The following is a 19,167-nucleotide window of genomic DNA, read 5'->3' as shown; positions in this document are numbered from 1 at the left end:
GCGATGTTCACCAAGGTCCTGATCGCCAACCGCGGCGAGATCGCCGTGCGCGTCATCCGCACCCTCCGCCGCATGGGGCTGGCCTCCGTCGCCGTCTATTCCGACGCCGACCGCTTCTCCCTCGCCCCGCGCCTTGCCGACGAGGCCGTGCGCATCGGTCCGGCCCCCGCCACCGAGAGCTACCTCGACGTCAACGCCGTCATCGGGGCCTGCGAGGCCACCGGCGCGCAGGCGGTCCACCCCGGCTATGGCTTTCTCTCCGAGAGCATCGGTTTCGCCGAGCGCCTCGCCGCCGAGGGCATCGCCTTCATCGGCCCGCGCCCCGAACATCTCTCCGCCTTCGGCCTCAAGCATACCGCCCGCGAACTCGCCGAAGCCGCCGGCGTGCCCCTGCTCCCCGGCACCGGCCTGATCGCCTCGCTCGACGAGGCCCTCGTCGAGGCCAGCCGCGTCGGCTATCCGCTGATGCTCAAATCCACCGCTGGCGGCGGTGGCATCGGCATGCGGCTCTGCGCCGACGAAACCGCCCTCACCGCCGCCTTCGCCACTGTCCAGCGCACCGCCACGGCGAGCTTCGGCGACGCCCGCGTCTTCCTCGAGCGCTTCGTCGCCGACGCCCGCCACGTCGAGGTGCAGGTCTTCGGCGACGGGCAGGGCCGCGTCATCGCGCTCGGGGAACGCGACTGTTCGCTGCAACGCCGCAACCAGAAGGTGGTCGAGGAAACCCCGGCTCCCGGCCTCGCCGATCCCGTCCGCGCGCGCCTGCACAAAGCCGCCACCGATCTCTGCGCCAGCGTCTCCTACGCCTCCGCCGGCACGGTCGAGTTCATCTACGATCCGGTCCGTCAGGAATTCTACTTCCTCGAGGTCAACACCCGCCTGCAGGTCGAGCACCCGGTAACGGAGGCCGTCTTCGGCATCGACCTCGTCGAATGGATGATCCGTCAGGCCGCCGGCGAAACCGTGATCCCGGACACGCCGCTCGTCCCGAAGGGCGCGGCGATGGAGGCGCGGGTCTATGCCGAACAGCCGCATGCCGACTTCCGCCCCTCCGCCGGGCTGCTGACCGAGGTGCGCTTCCCCGCGACCCGCGTCGATACCTGGATCGAGACCGGTACCGAGGTCACGCCCTACTACGACCCGATGCTGGCCAAGATCATCGTCGCCGCCGAGGACCGTCCCGCCGCCATCGCCGCCCTGCGCACCGCCCTCGACGCCACCACCATCGCCGGGATCGAGACCAATCTCGGCTACCTGCGCGCCATTGTCGCCTCCGACCTCCTCGCCTCCGGCAAGGTCGCCACCACCGCGCTGCGCGGCTTCCCCTTCACCCCGCCCGGCATCGAAGTCCTCGCCCCCGGCGCCCAGTCCAGCCTTCAGGAACTGCCCGGCCGCCTCGGCCTCTGGCACGTCGGTGTGCCCCCTTCCGGCCCGATGGACGCGGCCAGCTTCCGCAACGCCAACCGGCTGGTCGGCAACCACCCGGACACCGCCGCGCTGGAACTCACCGTCACCGGCCCGACCCTGCGTTTTCTCTCCGGCGCCACCATCGCCCTCACCGGCGCCGCCATGGCGATGACGCTTGGCGGCACCCCCGTCCCCCACGGCGCCGCCGTCGTCATCCCGGCCGGTGCCACCCTGACGATCGGCAAGATCAAAGGCCCCGGCCAGCGCGCCTATCTCGCCGTCGCCGGCGGCTTCGACGCGCCGGTAATCCTCGGCTCCCGCGCGACCTTCGCCCTCGGCAAGCTCGGCGGCCACTCCACCGGCACGCTCAAGACCGGCGATGTCCTTCACCTCGCGGCCAACCCCGCCGGCAGTCCCACGCCACTGGAACCCGCCGCCCTCACCGACGAGTGGGACATCGCCGTCCGCCACGGCCCGCATGGCGCCCCGGACTTCTTCCAGCCCTCCGACATGGACACCCTGTTTTCAACATCTTACGAGGTACACTTCAACTCCGCCCGCACGGGCGTCCGCCTGATCGGCCCGACGCCCGCATGGGCCCGCGCCGACGGCGGCGAAGCCGGGCTGCACCCGTCCAACATCCACGACAACGCCTATGCCATCGGCGCCATCGACTTCACCGGCGACATGCCGATCATTCTCGGCCCCGACGGCCCCAGCCTCGGCGGCTTCGTCTGCCCGGCGGTGATTGCCCGCGAAGACCTGTGGAAAATGGGCCAGCTCCGCCCCGGCGACCGCGTCCGCTTCCGCCCGCTCGGCGCGCCCGGCCTCCTCTCCTCGCCGATCCTCGCCGAGACCGACGGCACCCCGCGCGCCGTCTACCGCCGGCAGGGCGACGACAATCTCCTCGTCGAATACGGCCCCATGGCCCTCGACATCGAGGTCCGCCTGCGCGTCCACCTGCTGCGACAGGCGATCCAAGACGCCGGCCTCCCGGTCATCGACATGACCCCCGGCATCCGCTCGCTGCAAATTCACACCGACAACTACCCGCGCGCCAAACTCCTCGATGCGCTCCGGGAAATCGAGAGCCAGCTCCCCTCCGCCGAGCAGGCGACCGTCCCCTCCCGCGTCGTCCACCTGCCACTCTCGTGGAACGACCCGGAAGCCGAACTCGCCATGCGCAAGTATCAGGAGCTGGTGCGCCCAAACGCGCCCTGGTGCCCGTCGAACATCGAATTCATCCGGCGCATCAACGGGCTTCCGGACGAGCAGGCGGTGAAGGACATCATCTTCGACGCCCGCTACCTCGTGATGGGCCTCGGCGACGTCTATCTCGGCGCGCCGGTCGCCACTCCGGTCGATTCGCGCCACCGGCTCGTCACCACCAAATACAATCCGGCCCGCACCTGGACGCCGGAGAACGCGGTGGGCATCGGCGGCGCCTACATGTGCATCTACGGAATGGAGGGGCCGGGCGGCTACCAGCTGTTCGGTCGCACCATCCAGATGTGGAACACATGGCGCCGCACGCCCGCCTTCCACACCAACCCATGGCTCCTCGACTTCTTCGACCAAATCCGCTTCTTCCCCGTTGACCACGAGGAGTTGACCGAGGCGCGCGCCGCCTTCCCGCATGGCGGCTATCCGGTCCGCATCGAGGAAACCACCTTCTCCTGGGCCGACGAGAAACGCCGCCTCGCGGCGCAAGCCGTCTCCGTCGCCGCCTTCAAGGACACCCAGCAAGCCGCCTTCGAGGCCGAACGCGCCCGCTGGAAGGCCGAGGGCCTCGACAGCTTCGTTCACATCGAGGAAGGCGGCGGTCCGGACAGCGACCTTCCCGACGGCTGCGTCGGCGCGGAAAGTCCGGTGCCGGGCAACGTCTGGAAAACCCTCGCCGAGCCCGGCGACCGCGTGGAGGCCGGCCAACCTCTCGCCATCATCGAGTCGATGAAGATGGAAATGTCGGTCCTCGCCCCCGCCGCCGGCAGGTTGCGCGAGTTCCGCGTCGCCCCCGGCCGCACCGTCAGGGCGGGCGACCTCATCGCCGTCCTCGAGGACGACTGACCCGGGCAATATCCAACCAGACGGGATCGTCCGGTGGTCAGGATATCGCGTTGAATCAAGCCTCTGGAGCGGACGGCCCGGCTCTGTCGGGACGGCTTTCGCTCCAGTCGAACCATCGCGTACCGCGGGGATCCTTTTCCCTTCTGTAACGAACCGGCGGCCCTGCCCGTAGGTCGGGACATGAGGCCGGTCGCGCGATGCGCGCATCCCCGACGGGCCCCGCGGTCCGCCGGAAGAAATCCTCCCGGCCATGATGGAGCGAGAGGCATGATACGCGACTCCTACGACCTCATGACCAGCACCGACAGCGATCCCGCGCGCCAGGCCTTCGAAGCGGCCGTTCTCGGTGTCGCGGCGCATCGGCCGAGCACGGCGGCGGCGCTGACGACGACGCTCGCCGCCGACCCGGATCACGTCGGCGCCCATGCCCTGACCGGTTTCGCCAACCTCCTCCTCGCGCGGAGCGAGACGGCGGCGCCCGCGGCGACCGCGCTCGGGCGCGCGCGGGCCGCGCTTCTCGCGCGGGACGGCGGGACGGCGGACGAGCGGATCCTCGTCGATGCGCTCGCCCTCGCGGAGGCGGGGTATTTCGGCGCGGCGGCCGACCGGCTCGACGCCGGTTTCGCGGATCGCCCCGCCCTGTTCCCGCCGTTCAAGATCGCCCACGCCCTGCGGTTCATGCTGGGCGACGCGGCGGGTATGCTGGCCGCGAGCCAGCGCGCGATGGCGGTGTGGGACGAAGACCTGCCGGCGGCGGGCTTTCTGCTCGGCTGCCATGCCTTCGCGCTGGAGGAACACGGGCGATACGACGCGGCGCGCGCGGCGGGGGAGCGCGCCATCGCGCTCGAACCCCGCGATGCCTGGGGACTGCACGCGGTTTCGCATGTCCATGAGATGCGCGGCGACACCGCGCGGGGCATCGACCTGCTCGAGGCGAACCGCGACTCCTGGTCGCGCTGCAACAATTTCTCGTTTCACGTCGCCTGGCACCTCGCGCTGTTCCATCTGGAACGCGGCGAGCACGAGCGGGTGCTCCAGCTCTATGACGACGAGGTCCGGCCGCGGCCGAGCGACGATTTCCGCGACATGGCGAACGCGGTGTCGCTGCTCTGGCGGCTTCGGCAGTCGGGCGTGGCGGTCGGCGGACGCTGGCACGAACTCGCCGAAATCGCCCACGCCCGCCGCGCCGACACAACGCTGGTCTTCGCCGCGCTGCATAATCTCGCGGCGTTGATGGCGGTCGGCGCGCGAAAGGCGGCGCTGGAACTCGTCGCGGCGATCGAGGCGAAGGACACGGAGACCGGCGATCAGGCCCGGGTGGCGGCGTCGGTCGGCGTCCCGCTGGCCCATCTGATCGCCGAGCACGGCGCCTTCGCCGACCAGCGGGCGCTCGACAACCTGCTCGAGGGCCTCCCGAGCATCGGCGGCAGCAACGCGCAGCGCGATGTCTTCGTGCTGGCCGTGGCCCGGGTCGCCGGGCGACGTGGCGACCGCGTCGCGCTGTCGCGCATCGAAAGCATCCGCCATGGCCTGCGCGCCGAGGATCGGTTGTTTCGAACCATCGAACTCCGCGCCTGACCCCCCTTTTCCCGACACGAGGAACGTCACGATGTCCATGACCGACATGAACCCGCGCGCCGCCACCGGCCTTTTTCCGCGGATCGAGCCCGCGCTGATCGCAACCATCCTGCTGGCGGGACTGGCCGCCGACCTCGGCTGGGAAATCTGGGCGCGAGGCATCACGCCCCTGCTGGTCGGCGGGCCGCTGGAACCCGCCGCGCTGGTGCAGTCGGTGTTCGGTCTGGCGAGCCGGACGCTCGCCGAACTGATCCACGCGGTCGTCGGGGTGGTGTTCTACCCGATCGGCTATCTCTTCGTCGCGCGGCCGCTCCAACGGGCGATCTTTCCGAAGCTGCCGCTGCTCCTCACCGGGCTTGGCTTCGGCTTTGGCCTGTGGATCTTCGCGCTCTACGTGATGGCGCATCTCATCGCCGGTCTGCCCGCCTTCCTCGGCTTCGTGCCGCTGGCCTGGGCGTCGCTCGCGGGGCACCTGCTCTTCGGCGTCATCGTCGCCCATGTCGTCGCATGGCGCCGTGCCTGAAGCCTCAGCGCCGGAAGCCGATCTCGTCCAGCCCCGCGTCGAGCTGGTCGGGATCGGTCTGGTGGCCGCCGTCATGCAGGCAGAGCACGATCGCGCCGCGCGCGCATCCGGTCGCCGCCTCGCAGGAAATCCCGGCCAGCGTCAGCGGCTTGCCCGGCCCGAGGTCGCAACCGGCGGTGTCCCGGAGGATCGCCATGCTTGCGAAGGTGTCGCCCTGATGGTACCTGCCCCCGATGACGCGACCGGCGAGCGGAAAGGTCCGGTCGGCCCGGCCATGGAAATGCACGACCGGCGGCACCGTCGGATCGCAGTCGCCCGGCTTCGGCGGCGGCTCCCAGAAGACACCGGAGAAGGTGATCATGCCCGCCGCGTGGCGCCCCTGATGACAGACCGTGTACCAGGCCATCGAGGCGCCCAGCGAGAAGCCGCCGAGCACGATTTCCGCCGCCGAAAAACCGAAGCGGGCATCGAGGTCGTCGAGAACCTCGGTGATGAAGGCCTGTTCGTCGCGAACACCTTCCGCCGGTGAGCCGGGCAACGACCAGGTGCCGTCGCGCCCGTTCACCGCGACGAAGGCGAGGCCATGGGCGAGCGCCATCTCCACCAGAGGACGGGCATCGCGCAAAGTCGCCGCGGCGGACCCGTTGTAGCCGTGAAAGAACACATAGGCGCCCCGAGCCGGCCGGGCGGGCGGCATCTCGACGCGGTAGTCGCCGTCCGCCACGTGATAGGCGCCGCCTTCGCCGGCCATGGCGGAGGCTCCGGCGAGAAGCGCGAGGCCGGCGACGACGGACGTTGTGATCATCGCGGCGGTGTGCTCCCAGTTCGGCCCGGCGCCGAGTGTCGGGAGCGCGCCCCGCTCCGGCAAGTCACTTGAGCGAGATGTGGGACCGATCATGAGAGACCGCGAGACGCCGACGGCCTACGCGACCGACCGCGTCGCCGACCAGGTGGCCGAGACGCTGGCCGCCCATGGTGTCCGCTTCGCCTTCGGCATGCCGGGCGGCGAGGTGGTGACACTGATCGACGCGCTGGCGGCGGCTGGCATCGCCTTTCACCTCGCACGGCATGAGACGGCGGCGGCGATCATGGCGGCGGGAGCGAGTGCGACGGGTGGCGGGCCGGGGCTGCTGGTGACGACACTCGGACCGGGGCTGGCCAACGCGGTCAACGGCATCGCGGACGCGGCGCAGGAACATGCGCCGCTGATCGTGATATCGGGCGTGGTCGATCGGTTGGCGCGCGCGCGCTACACGCATCAGGTGATCGATCATGGCCGGATTCTGGCGCCGCTGGTGAAGGGATCGTTCGAGATCGGCGCCGAGGGCGCGGCCGCCACCGTCGCGCGGGCGATTCGGCTGGCGACGACCGCGCCGATGGGACCGGTGCATCTCGACCTCTCGCCGGAGACCGCGGCGATGCAATCGGCGGAGCCGGGCGCGGCGCGGCCGGCGCGACGCGCGGCGCCGGGCATCGCCGCGAACGATCCCGCGGTCCTCGCCCTCGCGGCCCGGCTCGCCGCCGCCGAGCGGCCGCTGGTCCTCGCGGGGTTCGAAGCGGCCCGGCATCCCGGCGCCGCGCGGATCCGCGCCTTCCTGACCGCCTACGGCGCGCCGGTCGTCACCACCTACAAGGCCAAGGGGCTGATGCCGGAGGACGCGCCCCCGTCGCTCGGCGCCGCCGGCCTGTCGCCGCTGGCCGACGCCGAGCTCCGCGCGCTGGCGGATCGCGCCGACCTGATCCTGCTCCTCGGATATGATCCGATCGAGATGCGCGCGGGTTGGCTCGACGCCTTCGGCGATCCGGCGCGGATCATCGCGCTGAGTGCCGCGCCGGCCGATCACGGGATGCACGAGGCGGGCTTCGACCTGACGGCGGATATCGCCGATCTCGCCGGGGCGCTGACGCCGGGCCTCGCGCCGCGCCCGCTCTGGCCGGCGCGGGAACCCGCCGCGACGCGCGCCCGGCTCGACACGCTCTTCGCGGCGCCGGCGGCGTGGGGGCCGCACGCACTGATCGAAACGCTGAACGCGGCGCTGGAAGACGACGCCATCGTCACCACCGACAGCGGAGCGCACCGCATCCTGCTCTCGCAGAAATGGGCAGCCCGCCGGCCGCTCCACCTGCTGCAGTCGGCGGGCTTCTGCACCATGGCAACCGCGCTGCCGCTGGCGATCGGCGCGGCGGTCGCCAATCCGGGCCGACGGGTGGTCGCGGTCACGGGCGACGGCGGTCTGGAGATGGGGATCGGCGAGCTGGCCACCCTGCGCGACCTCGGCGCGGCCATCACCCTCGTCGTCTTCCAGGACCGCGCCCTGTCGCTGATCGGCCTGAAACAGGCCGCCGCCGGCCTCGCGCCGCTGGGTGTCGCCCTGGGGGCGACCGATTTCCCGACCATCGCCCGCGGCTTCGGCGGGCATGGCATTCACGTCAAGGACACCGCCACGCTCCGCCACGCCCTCGACGCGGCGGCGGGGGCCGACCGCTTCACGCTCATTTCCTGCAGGTTCAGCACCGATGCCTATGACCGCGCCTTCTGACTTCCTCGCCACCCGCGCCATGGCCGTCCCGGTCCGGCCGGCCCGCGACCTCCGGATCGATTTCTTCCGCGGCCTCGGGATGTTCATCATCCTGATCGCCCATGTGCCAAACAACAGCTGGGCCTTGTGGATCCCCGGCCGCTTCGGCTTTTCCGACGCGACCGAGATATTCGTCTTTCAGTCGGGCATGGCCTCCGCGCTCGCCTTCGGCGCGACCTTCGACCGGCACGGGGCGGGAATGCTGGCCGCGCGGACGCTCCGGCGCGTCTGGCAGATCTACTGGACGCATATCGGCGTCTTCATGGTCATCCTTGCGCTGACGGTCGCCGCCGGGGCGCGGCCTGACGGGATGACCTATGCCGACCAGCTGAATCTCGTGCCGTTCCTTCACGATCCCGGGGGCCTCGCCAAGGCGCTGCTCACGCTGCGATACGTGCCGAACTATTTCGACATTCTGCCGATGTACATGGTGATCCTCTTGTTGATGCCCGTGATGCTGATCGCCGAGCGGGTCCATGTCGGCCTGGCACTCACGCTGATGGCCGGCCTCTGGCTCGCGGCGCAGGCCGGATGGGCGACGCTGCCGGCCGAGCCGTTTTCGGACCGGACATGGTTCTTCAATCCCTTCGGCTGGCAACTCCTGTTCTTCACCGGCTTCTTCCTGGTGCGCGGGCGCATTCCCGCGCCGGGCTATCATCGCTGGCTGATCGCCGCCGCCGCGATCTTCCTGATCGCCAGCGTCCCCTTCTCGCTGGTGCGCTGGTACGAGACGCATCCGGCTTTCCACGACGTGGCGCGCCAGCTCGCCGGCCTCACCGACAAATCCGCCTTCGGCGCGCTGCGCTTCGCGCATTTCCTCGCGCTCGCCTATCTCGCCGTCCAGGCGGTCGGCGAACGTGGCGCGATCCTGCGGGGCGGGGCCGTCCGCGTGGTGACCGTGGTCGGGCAGCAATCGCTGGCGGTCTTCGCGACCGGCATGGTCACCGCCCAGATCCTCGGCATCTGGCTGTCGCGTGGCGACGACGGCGCGCTTCGGATGACGATGGCGAATCTCGTCGGATTCGCGGTGCTGATCGCCACCGCCTATCTGGTGCGCTGGTTCAAGGCCGCGCCCTGGGCGAGGTCCGCGCCTACCAGCGCAGCGCCCGCCGCCCGATGAAGAAGCCGGCGGCCGCGACCACCGCGACGGCGAGCGGATACCAGGCCAGCACGAAGAGCGGACTGTCGTCCGTGCAATTCGCGGCATAGAAGCTCGCGGCCACGCCGCTGGCCGCGAGCCCCGCCACCGCCCCGGCGGCGCCGGGGTTGGCCGGGGCGCCGTCCCGCATCGCCAGCAGCAGGCAGGCGAGCGGCCCGATCGACAGCAGCGGCACGACGGTCAGGCAGACGGCGGCGTTCTCGCCGATCATCAGCGTTGGCCAGCTCGCCGGTGGCATCGCGACGAGTTCGACAAGCCCCGCGCCGACGAGGAGCAGCGGCGCCGCCAGCAGCGCCCAGCTCGCCGCGCCGGGCGGCGGATCCGGCCGGCTGAGCCGGAAAACGAGCAGCCCCGCGCTGACAGCCAACGCGCCGGTGACGATGACCTTGAAGAGAAAGCGCGGGGTCCGCGCCGCCGCCAGGATATCGGGCCGCGGTCCGATGGCGACAAGGAACATCAGCGCCGCGATCGCGATCCCGGCGCAGAACCCGCCCGCCAGAACCACGGTCAGGCGGGCACGGACCGCGCCGTCCTGCGACAGGAGCCGGACAAGATGCGACGTATCCATGGCCAACGCTTTCATCGTCCCGGAAGGCGGGATGCATGTTCGATCTTCGCTGGCGAAGGGGCCTTCGTTACAGGCCGGCCCCGCCGCTCACCAGCGCAGGAGACGGCGGCCGATGGCCCCGCCGGCCAGGGTGACGAAGGCCATGGCGATGACATACCAGGTTGCGACGAACAGCGGGCTGTCGTCCGGGCAATGCCAGGCATAGAGCGAGGCGGCGAGCGCTCCGGCGGCCAGGCCCGCCGCCGCGCCGGCGAGACCCGGGCTCTCCGGCGCGCCGGAACGCAGCGCCCAGAGAAGGCCGCCGAGCGGCGCGAGCGCGAGCACCGGGATGAAGAACAGGCAGAAGGCGGCGTTCTGCCCGGTCAGGCTGGCCGCCCAGGCATCCCGCGGCACCGCGACCAGTTCCGCCGCCACCCCGCCGCAGAGCAGGAGCAGCGGCGCGACCAGCAGCCGCGCGCGCGCGCCAACCGGCAGGCCAGGCATGCCGACGCGAAAGACCACGGCGCAGGCGCTCGCCGCGAGCAGCAGCGTGAAGGCGATCTTGAACAGCACCCGCGCCGTCCCGAGCGCCGCGAGCAGCTCGGGCCGAAGGCCGATGGTGGCGAGCATGAGCAGCGCCGAGACGCCCACCGCGGCGACGAGGGCTCGGGCCAGCCGCTCGCCGAGCGAGGCTCCCGCCGGCGCGTCCTGTGCCAAGAGACCGATCAGCTCCTCCGTCTTCATTCGATCGCTCCCCTGTGGAACGCGGCCAGCGCCCGGAGCGCCCGGTGCAGCGCGACCCGTACCGCGCCCTCGCTCATCCCCAGTTTCGCCGCCGTGTCGCGCACGCTCTCGCCGCCGAGGGAAATCGACCGGACGATGGACAGTTGCGGATCCCGCAACCTTCGCAGCGCGTTTTCGACGTCGAGCTTGTCGGTCACTTCGCCCGCCTCGACCGCCTCGAGCGTCTCGATCACATCCTCGATCGGCACGCTGACCGCGCGCCCGCGCCGCCGCAGGCCGTCGATCATCTTGTTGCGCACGATCGTCGACAGCCAGGGGCCGATGGGCCGCGCCGGATCCCAGGTGCCGCGCTTGAGATGAATGGCAAGCAGCACTTCCTGCGTCACGTCCTCGGCCTCGCTCCGTCCGGCGCCGAACTGGTCGCAGCGCCGCAGTGCCATGGCGCGCAGATGCGGCGCCACGGCGGTCAGAAAGCGGTTGTAGGCCTCCGCGTCGCCGCCAATGGCGCGCCGCATCCAGTCGGCCCATTCCTCCTCGCGCGTCTGGACCGTCATCGGCGCGCCGCCTCTCCGGGCCGAGCCCTGGGCCTCGTTTCCCCCCGCGGAACCCGAAGCGGTTCCATGGAACAATCCCGACCATGAAACCCAGGGCCCGGCCGCGATCAAGACCAATCCGCGCAACGGTCGGTCGCTGATCGCCCGCGCGGTCGGCGCCTATCCGGCGCCGCGGCGGGTGGAGAAGCGCGGGCGGTCGTCCGGCGGGCGGGAATATGTGCGGACCACGCATCGGGGCGCCGGATCGAAATCCTTTTGCGAGCATTGGCTGGTGATCGGCGCTGGCCATGGCTGGTCGGGCGGCGGCCGGGCCGGCCGCTTCACCGAACCCGCCGGCCCCGACGCCTCGCGCGAGATGGCGCGCTTCTTCCTCCGCCACCGGGTGCCTTTCCGCCGACGCGGTCCGGCCGGCGGCGTGCCGGGTTAGACGGGCACAATGACGTTCCATTCCGCGGCGGCGCCTCGTACATTTTCCCCGGGCCCATCCGCGAGGATCTGAAACCATGTTGAACGACCCAAGGTCGCATGGCCTCTGGGAGCGAACGGCCCCGCCCGCGCCGCCGACCGGCGCACTCCGCGAAAGCACCGCTGCCGACGTCGTCATTGTCGGTGGCGGCTACACCGGGCTCGCCGCGGCGCTGTTTCTCGCCGAGGCGGGCGTACGTTGCGTCCTGCTCGAAGCGGTCGAGATCGGTTTCGGCGCGTCCGGCCGGAACGTCGGACTGATCAACGGCGGCCTGTGGGTCATGCCCGACGACGTCGCCGGCGTGCTCGGCGCCGAGCATGGCGAGCGCTGCCTCGCGCTCCTGTCCGACGCGCCCCTTCTCGTGCGCGACGTGGTCGAGCGTCGCGGAATCGCCTGCGAGCTCGAAAGGAGTGGTACGCTGCATCTCGCGGTGGGCGGCCACGGTCTCGAGGAATTGCGGACCCGGCACCGGCAATGGACGGCGCGGGGCGCGCCACTGAGGCTTCTCGACGCGGACGAAACCCGCCGACGCACCGGCTCGGACGCCTATGCCGGTGCGCTGTTCGACCCGCGGGCCGGCACGCTGCAGCCGCTCGCCTATGCGCGCGGGCTCGCCGCCGCCGCGATCGCCGCGGGCGCGCGCATCCATACCGGCAGCCCCGCCGTCTCGACCGAGCGGCGCGGCGCCGCGTGGCACGTGAGGACCGCCGGCGGCTCGGTCACCGCCGACTGGATCGTCGTCGCGACCGACGCCTATTCCCAAGGTCCCTGGCAGGTCGTCCGCGACGAGCAGGTGCGCCTGCCCTATTTCAATCTCGCGACCGCTCCGCTCTCCGGCGACCTTCGGGCTTCGATCCTGCCCGGCGGCGAAGGCTGCTGGGATACGCGGGAGATCCTTTCCTCCTTCCGCATGGATCAGAGCGGCCGGCTGGTTTTCGGCAGCGTCGGGGCGCTGCGCAATACCGGCCAGGTCATCCATCCGGCTTGGGCGCGGCGGGCGCTCAAGCGGATCTTCCCGCGGCTCGGGCATGTTGCCTTCGAAACCGGCTGGTACGGCCAGATCGGCATGACCTCGGACGCGGTGCCGCGCTTTCACCGGTTCGCGGAGAATGTCATCGGCTTCAGCGGCTACAACGGCCGCGGCATCGCGCCCGGCACCGCCTTCGGGCAGGTCCTCGCCGGATATGTCATGGGCCGCGTCGGGGACGGGGAACTGCCGCTGCCGCTGACCGAACCCGGGGCACGGTCCTTCCGCGTGGCAAAGGAAGCCTTTTACGAAGCCGGCGCCCAGATCGCACATTTCACGGGCGAGCGCTTCTAGCGCGATATCCAACCAGACGGAATCGTCCTGTGGTCAAGATATTGCGTCAAATCAAGACTCTGGGGTGGACGGACCGGCTCTGCCGGATCGGCTTCCGCTCACGCGCCGCGGAACCCGGACGGTGCGCGCGGCGTCGAGGTCGTACGCGCCGGCGGCGGGCTCGATGCGCGGGCGGTCACGGTCGGGCTCGACAACCGCGCAAGCGCCGATCGGCGCGCGTGGTCCGAAAGCGCGAAAACGAAAAACCCGGAGCCTCGAGGCTCCGGGTTTGGATGCCGCCCGTGTTCCCGGGCGAGTGATCCGACCGGATCAGATGGCGACGGCGAGGACGTCGTCCTCGACATGCTGGGCGTACTGGCCGAAGTTCGCGGAGAACATCGCAATCAGCTTCTTGGCCTGCGCGTCATAGGCATCGGGATCGGCCCAGGTATCGCGCGGATCGAGCAGGGCGGCATCGACGCCGTCGAGTTCGACCGGCACTTCGAAGCCGAAATTCTGATCCGTGCGGAAGGTCGCGCCGTTCAGGCTGCCGTTCAGGGCGGCGGTCAGGAGCGCCCGGGTCGCGGCGATCGGCATGCGCTTGCCGGTCCCATAGGCGCCACCGGTCCAGCCGGTATTGACCAGCCAGCAGGAAGCGCCGGCCTCGGCGATCCGGTCGCGCAGCAGCGCCCCGTAAACCTCCGGCCGGCGCGGCATGAAGGGCGCCCCAAAGCAGGTCGAGAAGGTCGGCTGCGGCTCGGTCACACCACGCTCGGTCCCCGCCACCTTGGACGTGAAGCCCGACAGGAAGTGATACATCGCCTGCGCCGGCGTGAGCCGCGCGATCGGCGGCAGGACACCGAAGGCGTCGCAGGTCAGCATCACGATGTTCTTCGGCTGCCCGCCGCGCGCGGTGACACTGGCGTTCGAGATCGCTTCCAGCGGATAGGCGCAGCGGGTGTTCGCCGTCAGGCTGTCGTCGTTGAAATCGAGCGCGCGGCTGCGCGGATCGTAGACCATGTTCTCGACGACCGTCGAGAAGCGCGTTGTCGTCGCATAGATCTCCGGCTCGGCCTCGGCCGACAGATTGATGGTCTTGGCGTAGCAGCCACCCTCGAAATTGAAGGTTCCGGCGTCCGACCAGCCATGTTCGTCATCGCCGATCAGCACGCGGGCCGGATCGGCCGAGAGCGTGGTCTTGCCGGTGCCCGACAGGCCGAAGAACACCGCGACGTCGTTTTCGTCGCCCTTGGCATGGTTCGCCGAGCAATGCATCGGCATCACGCCCTTCTCGGGCAGAAGATAGTTGAGGATCGAGAAGACCGACTTCTTGTTCTCGCCGGCGTAGGCCGTTCCACCGATCAGCACCAGCCGCTGCTCGAACGAGATGGCGATCACCGTCTCGCCGCGGCAGCCGTGCTTCTCGGGATCCGCCTTGAAGGACGGGCAGTTCAGGATGGTGAATTCCGGCAGGAAGCCCGCCAGTTCCTCTTCCGCCGGGCGGCGCAGCAGGTGGCGGATGAAAAGGCCGTGCCAGGCGAGTTCGGTGATCACCCGGACATTGAGACGATAGTCGGGATCGGCGCCGGCGTAGAGATCCTGTACGAAGAGTTCTCCGCCCTGAATATGGGCGCGCATGTCGGCAAGCAGGATCGTGAAGTGCTCAGGCGCCATCGGCGCGTTGTTTTCCCACCAGACCGAACCTTCCACCGAAGGCTCGCGCACAACGAACTTGTCCTTTGGCGAGCGGCCGGTGTGCTTGCCCGTGCTGACGAGCAGAGCGCCACCCTGGCCGAGTTCGCCTTCGCCACGAACGATCGCCTGCTGGACCAGCGCGGGCTCCAGAAGGTTGTAGTGCACATGGGCGACGCCGGGGAATCCGGTCTCCGCCAGAGAAGTGCCGGGACCGGTTTTTGCCATCGACTTGAACGCCATCGTCATATGCGGAATTTCCCCAGAACACGGCCGGATCGCAGCATGCGCCAGCCTGTGAAACCCTCAGATTCGGACCGGAAACCTTCGCATACGCAACAACCAGCCCTGTGGACCTGTATAGCATGGAAGACGGGCTTTCGCGTCCCCCGATATACTTAATGGAATTCAGGGGGCAAAAAAGCGCCGTGAGATTGTTTCATGATGTTGAAATGGGTGTTCGCTTGCGTTCGCTTTGCCCAGAAACAACTTGCTGCGCCGCGGCATGATCGAAGGCGATCGATGAGTCGGTGATGGAAACGCTCACGCTCCACGCCTCCGCCGTCGCGCTCAAGGGGCGCGCCTTGTTGATTCTCGGGCAATCGGGCGCGGGGAAATCCGCGCTCGCCCTGCGCCTCGTCGCCCTCGGGGCGGCGCTGGTCGCCGACGACCAGGTGAGTCTGCGCCGGCGAGGCGACGCGCTGATCGCCAGCGCTCCGGCGGCGCTGGCCGGAATGATCGAGGCCCGCGGCGTCGGCCTTCTCCGCGCGGCGCACGTTCCGGAGGCCGTGGTCACCCTCGCGGTCGATCTCGACTTCGCACCTGCGGCACGAATGCCACAGGTGCGAGCATTACGACATCTTGAAGTGGGGGTTGAGTTGATTTTCGGCCGCGACCTGCCAAATCTTGATCCGACGTTGATGTTTTTGTTGCAGAACAGCGAACGGATTCCGGAATGACGCGCGGGGCCCGACAATGTTCGAAAGCAGGGACTTAGGTGACCGACGCAGTCCGCCCCAGGGAAGCTGCCAACACTTCGGCGCATGACATCGTCATCATGACGGGGCCGGCCGGTGCGGGACGCTCCACGGCCATACGGGCGCTCGAGGATCTCGGGTTCGAGGCCATTGACAACCTTCCGCTTTCCTTCCTTCCGCGGCTGTTCGCGGGACCGCCGCTGACGCGGCCGGTCGTTGTCGGCGTGGATGCCCGCAACCGCGAATTCGCCATCGACCGCCTGACAGCGTTGCTTGAGGAGATCGCGGGGCTGGTCGGTCGCGCGCCGACGCTTGTCTATCTCGACTGCGACGCGGGAACATTGATCCGCCGATACAGCGAGACGCGCCGGCGCCATCCGCTCAGTCCGCACGAGACACCGCAGGTCGGCATCGATCGGGAGATATCTCTGCTGGCGCCGCTGCGCGCCCGGGCGGACGTGCTGATCGACACCGGCGCGCTCACCCCGCACGACCTTCGCGCCGAGATGGAGCGGCTGTTCGGGCAGGAGGATGGCGCCGAGACGCTGGCGGTGTCGCTGCAGTCCTTTTCCTACAAGCGCGGTACGCCCCGCGGCGTCGATATGGTGATCGACGTGCGGTTCCTGCGCAATCCGCACTGGGACGAAGCACTTCGCCCCCTTGATGGCCGCGACCCGCTTGTCGCGGCCTTCGTCGCCGCGGACCCGGGCTATGGCCCGTTCTATGCGCGGCTCATCGACCTCTTGCGGTTCCTGCTGCCCGCCTATCGGGCCGAGGGAAAGAGCTATTTCGGACTGGGAATGGGCTGCACCGGAGGGAAACACCGCTCCGTCGTGCTGGTCGAGGCGCTGGCGAAAACGCTTGCGGAGGATGGTTGGCGGGTGTCTATTCGGCATAGGGACCTCGAGCGAACGCCTGGTGGCGCCGCTTTGGGTCTGGGGATGGGTGTAGCGTGATCGGAATAGTTATCGTCGCCCATGGCGGCCTCGCTGGCGAGTATCTCGCCGTGATGGAGCATATCGTGGGCAAGCATCCGGGGACCGTGGCGGTATCCATTGGCCCCGAAGATGATTGTACCAAGAAGCAAGCCGAGATCGAGGCCGCGGCCGAATCCGTCGATGCCGGCCATGGCGTGGTGGTGGTGACCGACATGTTCGGCTCGACGCCGTCCAACCTCGCGGTCGGCGCCTGCAAGAAGTCCGGCCGGGCCGTGCTCTACGGCGCCAACCTGCCCCTCCTCGTCAAGCTCGCCAAGGCCCGGCGCATGTCGCTCGGCGATGCCTGCGCCTCGGCCCTGAACGCCGGCCGCAAATACATCAATTCCGTCGATGGCTTCGGGCCGGACAGGACGCCGATCGCGCTCTGACGCCGCTCGCAAATCCGAGGACGGAATGCTGTTCACCCTATTCATCGTGAATGACAAGGGACTGCATGCACGTGCCTCGGCCAAGTTCGTCGAGACCGTCGAGCGGTTCGATGCCAGCGCCCGGGTCAGCCGCGACGGAATGGACGTCTCGGGCGACAGTATCATGGGACTGATGATGCTCGCCGCCGCCAAGGGCACCTCCATCGACATCCGCGTCGAGGGACCGGAGGCAGAACCGCTGGCCGCGGCGCTGCGCGAGCTGGTCCGCGGCCGCTTCGGCGAATCGAGTTGAGACCCGCGCTTGCCCCGGTCGGATCCGGCGGCTAGATCCGGCCCATGGCCGACACCGAACCCGAGGCGCGCAAACCCTATCACCACGGAAACCTGCGCCAGGCCCTGGTCGAGGCGAGCCTCGCGCTGATCGAGGAAAAGGGGCCGCTCGGCTTCACCCTCGCCGAGGCGGCGCGCGCGGCCGGCGTGAGCCCGGCGGCGCCCTATCGGCATTTCCGCAACCGCGAGGATCTGATCGAGGAGGTGGCCCGCCAGGGTTTCGTCATCTTCGGCGAGCAGTTGGAGCGCGCCTTCGACGAGGGTCGGCCCTCGCCGCTGTCGTCCTTCTCGGCGGCGGGACGGGCCTATCTCACCTTCGCGCGCACCAATCCCGGGCACTACGATGCCATGTTCGGGGCGCGGGTGTCGATCGCCGCCAATCCCGACCTGGCACTCGCCGCCTCCCGGGCGATGTCGGTCCTCGCGCGGGCGGCCGCCAACCTGTCGGAGCAGCTGCCCGTGGATCGGCGACCGCCGGCGACCATGGTGGCGAATCACATCTGGGCGCTGAGCCATGGCGTGGTCGAGCTCTTCGCCCGCGGCCAGCCCGGCGCCCGCGCCCCCTTCTCGGCCGACGAAATGCTGGAAAGTGGCACCGGGATCTATCTGCGCGGCCTCGGCCTCATCCCCCGCTGAGGGCCTTTCCGAATATTTGAACGGGGCTCTTGACGGACGGGACCGGGTTTTCCATCTATGTTAATGTTAATCACATTAACATGGGAGCGCTTGATGCACACAACCACTGAATGGTCCCCGCCGGACGGGCAATGGCCGCGGCGGATTCGCGGTTTTGTCGAGCGGTGCCGCGACTGGCTCGACGAACGCGGGCGGGCGGCCTGGATCATCGCGATGGTCGCTGGCTTCATCCTCTTCTGGCCGATCGGCCTCGCCTTTCTCTTCTACATGATCTGGAGCAAACGCATGCGCTGCAATTCCTGGGGCCGCCGTGGCCCGGCCCGTCACCGCGACTTCGGCCGCACCGGCAATACCGCCTTCGACAGCTATCGCGAGGAGACGCTGAAGCGGCTCGAGGAGGAGCGCGCGGCTTTCACCAGCTTCCTCGACCAGCTGCGCGCCGCGAAGGATCAGGCGGAGTTCGACCAGTTCATGGCGAGCCGCTCGCAGATGGCGACGACGTCCGATCCGGCGGCGTGACGATCCGTGTGGAGCACGGGGCCGCGTAGCGCATCGGGCGAGAGGTCGGCGGCTGTCAGCGGCCGACCACCATCCGGCGCAGGACCGCGTCCCGCGCGCCGAAATGATGCCAGAGCGCCGCGGCGGCGTGCATGACAAGCAGCGCCGCCAGCAGGATCGCCGCCGCCGCGTGAAACTCGCCGGCGGCGGTTTCGAGTCCGGCATTTCCCGGCACCCAGGGGTCCGGCATCGGGAAAAGCCCGAACACCATGTTGCGGATCCCCAGGATATCGGCGTCCGGCGAGGCGGAAACCATGATCCAGCCGGAAAGCGGCATCGCCAGCATCAGGACGTAGAGAGCGGCGTGCGACGCGCGGGCGGCGACGCGCTGCCACGCCGGCATGCCCGCCGGCTCCTCCGGCGCCCGGTCCAGCAGGCGCCAGCCGAGCCGGGCGAGCGCGAGGAAGAAGATCACGAAGCCCCAGCTCTTGTGCAACTGGAAGAGCTCGAACTGACGCAGGAGGTCGGGGACGAAATTGGCCATATAGACCCCGAGGCCGAGCATGAAGAGGATGAGCCCGGCCATCCCCCAATGGAACGCCCGCGCGACGCAGCCCCAACCCGTCGCGGTGCCGCGCGCTCCCATTCCCTAGCGTGAGGTCATGACGAGGTGAATGTTCACGGGCAGCACGGCGGCGACATCCGGCAACCCACCGGTTGATCCGAATTTCGACCGGTCGATCT

Annotated in this window: 19 protein-coding genes; 13 read left to right on the top strand and 6 right to left on the bottom strand. The window is 69.5% G+C overall.

Translation table 11 applies throughout. The annotated features are described in order from the left end of the window. Positions 1–3 precede the first annotated feature (3 nt). The 3 genes from Q0480_RS03100 (at position 4) to Q0480_RS03090 (ending at position 5,575) form a co-directional block, all read left to right on the top strand. Complete coding sequence (locus Q0480_RS03100; protein WP_299130556.1) at positions 4–3,474, top strand: 5-oxoprolinase/urea amidolyase family protein; 3,471 nt, start codon at positions 4–6, stop codon at positions 3,472–3,474. Between the two features lie 267 nt (positions 3,475–3,741). Further along, positions 3,742–5,052: a tetratricopeptide repeat protein gene (locus tag Q0480_RS03095; RefSeq protein ID WP_299130553.1), complete on the top strand. Its 1,311-nt coding sequence runs from the start codon at positions 3,742–3,744 to the stop codon at positions 5,050–5,052. Positions 5,053–5,083: 31 nt separating this feature from the next. After that, positions 5,084–5,575 (top strand): hypothetical protein, encoded by a 492-nt coding sequence (locus Q0480_RS03090; protein ID WP_299130550.1) that lies wholly within the window; start codon positions 5,084–5,086, stop codon positions 5,573–5,575. A gap of 4 nt (positions 5,576–5,579) precedes the next feature. Here Q0480_RS03090 and Q0480_RS03085 read toward each other — a convergent pair whose 3' ends face one another. Beyond that, the gene (locus Q0480_RS03085) at positions 5,580–6,380 is read right to left on the bottom strand and encodes a hypothetical protein (protein ID WP_299130547.1); all 801 of its coding nucleotides are present in this window, start codon (positions 6,378–6,380) and stop codon (positions 5,580–5,582) included. A 91-nt stretch (positions 6,381–6,471) separates the two neighbouring features. Here Q0480_RS03085 and Q0480_RS03080 point away from each other — a divergent pair, with 91 nt between their 5' ends. Then, a complete protein-coding gene (locus Q0480_RS03080) occupies positions 6,472–8,115 on the top strand; it encodes a thiamine pyrophosphate-binding protein (RefSeq protein ID WP_299130544.1) in 1,644 nt (547 codons plus the stop codon). Beyond that, a complete protein-coding gene (locus tag Q0480_RS03075; RefSeq protein WP_299130514.1) occupies positions 8,093–9,274 on the top strand; it encodes an OpgC family protein in 1,182 nt (393 codons plus the stop codon). The genes Q0480_RS03080 and Q0480_RS03075 overlap by 23 nt, the downstream gene beginning before the upstream one ends. On the opposite strand, the gene Q0480_RS03070 is transcribed toward Q0480_RS03075, so the two are convergent. The 3 genes from Q0480_RS03070 to Q0480_RS03060 form a co-directional block, all read right to left on the bottom strand. Then, a complete protein-coding gene (locus tag Q0480_RS03070) occupies positions 9,246–9,881 on the bottom strand; it encodes an NrsF family protein (protein ID WP_299130512.1) in 636 nt (211 codons plus the stop codon). The two genes, Q0480_RS03075 and Q0480_RS03070, sit on opposite strands and share 29 nt — an antisense overlap. A gap of 87 nt (positions 9,882–9,968) precedes the next feature. Beyond that, positions 9,969–10,604 (bottom strand): DUF1109 domain-containing protein, encoded by a 636-nt coding sequence (locus Q0480_RS03065; protein WP_299130510.1) that lies wholly within the window; start codon positions 10,602–10,604, stop codon positions 9,969–9,971. After that, positions 10,601–11,119, bottom strand: a complete 519-nt coding sequence (locus Q0480_RS03060) for a sigma-70 family RNA polymerase sigma factor (RefSeq protein ID WP_299130508.1) — start codon at positions 11,117–11,119, stop codon at positions 10,601–10,603. Before Q0480_RS03060 ends, Q0480_RS03065 begins: the two co-directional genes overlap by 4 nt. Here Q0480_RS03060 and Q0480_RS03055 point away from each other — a divergent pair. Both Q0480_RS03055 and Q0480_RS03050 read left to right on the top strand, forming a co-directional pair. Further along, positions 11,106–11,585: a hypothetical protein gene (locus tag Q0480_RS03055; protein WP_299130506.1), complete on the top strand. Its 480-nt coding sequence runs from the start codon at positions 11,106–11,108 to the stop codon at positions 11,583–11,585. The genes Q0480_RS03060 and Q0480_RS03055 overlap by 14 nt on opposite strands. A gap of 76 nt (positions 11,586–11,661) precedes the next feature. Beyond that, a complete protein-coding gene (locus Q0480_RS03050; protein WP_299130504.1) occupies positions 11,662–12,945 on the top strand; it encodes an FAD-binding oxidoreductase in 1,284 nt (427 codons plus the stop codon). A gap of 309 nt (positions 12,946–13,254) precedes the next feature. Here the strand turns inward: Q0480_RS03050 and Q0480_RS03045 are convergent, their stop codons facing one another. Then, positions 13,255–14,844: a phosphoenolpyruvate carboxykinase gene (locus tag Q0480_RS03045; RefSeq protein WP_299130638.1), complete on the bottom strand. Its 1,590-nt coding sequence runs from the start codon at positions 14,842–14,844 to the stop codon at positions 13,255–13,257. Positions 14,845–15,149: 305 nt separating this feature from the next. On the opposite strand from Q0480_RS03045, the gene Q0480_RS03040 reads away from it, so the two are divergent. From Q0480_RS03040 to Q0480_RS03015, 6 genes are all read left to right on the top strand, one after another. After that, positions 15,150–15,575 carry an HPr kinase/phosphorylase gene (locus Q0480_RS03040; RefSeq protein WP_299130503.1) on the top strand — a complete coding sequence of 142 codons (426 nt, stop codon included), beginning with the start codon at positions 15,150–15,152 and terminating at the stop codon, positions 15,573–15,575. 38 nt (positions 15,576–15,613) lie between these two features. Beyond that, a complete protein-coding gene (rapZ, locus tag Q0480_RS03035) occupies positions 15,614–16,549 on the top strand; it encodes an RNase adapter RapZ (protein ID WP_366940814.1) in 936 nt (311 codons plus the stop codon). Continuing rightward, positions 16,546–16,959 carry a PTS fructose transporter subunit IIA gene (locus Q0480_RS03030; RefSeq protein WP_299130501.1) on the top strand — a complete coding sequence of 138 codons (414 nt, stop codon included), beginning with the start codon at positions 16,546–16,548 and terminating at the stop codon, positions 16,957–16,959. Before rapZ ends, Q0480_RS03030 begins: the two co-directional genes overlap by 4 nt. A gap of 25 nt (positions 16,960–16,984) precedes the next feature. Further along, positions 16,985–17,251, top strand: coding sequence for an HPr family phosphocarrier protein (locus tag Q0480_RS03025; protein ID WP_299130499.1), 267 nt, complete (start codon positions 16,985–16,987; stop codon positions 17,249–17,251). A 44-nt stretch (positions 17,252–17,295) separates the two neighbouring features. Further along, positions 17,296–17,925: a TetR/AcrR family transcriptional regulator gene (locus Q0480_RS03020; protein WP_299130497.1), complete on the top strand. Its 630-nt coding sequence runs from the start codon at positions 17,296–17,298 to the stop codon at positions 17,923–17,925. 93 nt (positions 17,926–18,018) lie between these two features. Continuing rightward, entirely contained in the window at positions 18,019–18,444 is a 426-nt protein-coding gene (locus Q0480_RS03015) for a DUF2852 domain-containing protein (protein ID WP_299130495.1), read from the top strand. Between the two features lie 55 nt (positions 18,445–18,499). Here the strand turns inward: Q0480_RS03015 and Q0480_RS03010 are convergent, their stop codons facing one another. After that, positions 18,500–19,069, bottom strand: coding sequence for a cytochrome b (locus Q0480_RS03010; protein WP_299130493.1), 570 nt, complete (start codon positions 19,067–19,069; stop codon positions 18,500–18,502). Positions 19,070–19,167: the final 98 nt, after the last annotated feature.

The organism is uncultured Amaricoccus sp. (assembly GCF_937891315.1).
Lineage (GTDB): Bacteria > Pseudomonadota > Alphaproteobacteria > Rhodobacterales > Rhodobacteraceae > Amaricoccus.
The sequence above is the reverse complement of the archived record's forward strand: the minus strand, read 5'-3'. Positions and strand labels throughout refer to the sequence as shown.